Annotated in this window: 1 pseudogene; it reads left to right on the plus strand. The window is 65.7% G+C overall.

Annotation, left to right across the window (positions count from 1 at the left end):
* Window positions 1–688 (plus strand): annotated as a pseudogene (locus tag A9X04_RS27185) (F0F1 ATP synthase subunit beta); the annotation flags it as partial.

Raw genomic sequence — 688 nt, forward strand, 5'->3', positions numbered from 1 at the left:
CCGAGAAGGCCACGAACTCCGAGACCAGCGGCCGCGTGGTGCGAATCACCGGCCCCGTGGTCGACGTCGAGTTCCCGCGCGGTTCTGTGCCTGAACTGTTCAACGCGCTCAACGCCGAGATCACGTTCGAGGAGCTCAAGAAGACCCTCACCCTGGAGGTCGCACAGCACCTTGGCGACAACCTGGTGCGCACCATTTCGCTGCAGCCCACCGACGGGCTGGTCCGCGGCGTCGAGGTGACGGACAGCGGCAAGCCGATCTCCGTGCCGGTCGGCCAGGAGGTCAAAGGTCACGTCTTCAACGCGCTGGGTGACTGCCTGGACGAGCCGGGCTACGGTGAGGACTTCGAGCACTGGTCGATCCACCGCAAGCCGCCGCCGTTCGAAGAGCTCGAGCCCCGCACCGAGATGCTCGAGACCGGTCTGAAGGTCGTCGACCTGCTCACGCCATACGTGCGTGGCGGCAAGATCGCGCTGTTCGGCGGTGCCGGCGTGGGCAAGACGGTGCTCATCCAGGAGATGATCAACCGTATCGCCCGAAACTTCGGTGGTACTTCGGTTTTCGCCGGCGTGGGCGAGCGCACCCGTGAGGGCAACGATCTCTGGGTCGAGCTCAAGGAAGCCGACGTGCTCAAGGACACCGCGCTGGTGTTCGGTCAGATGGACGAGCCGCCCGGCACCCGTATGCG

The organism is Mycobacterium sp. E3247, assembly GCF_001667785.1.
Lineage (GTDB): Bacteria > Actinomycetota > Actinomycetes > Mycobacteriales > Mycobacteriaceae > Mycobacterium.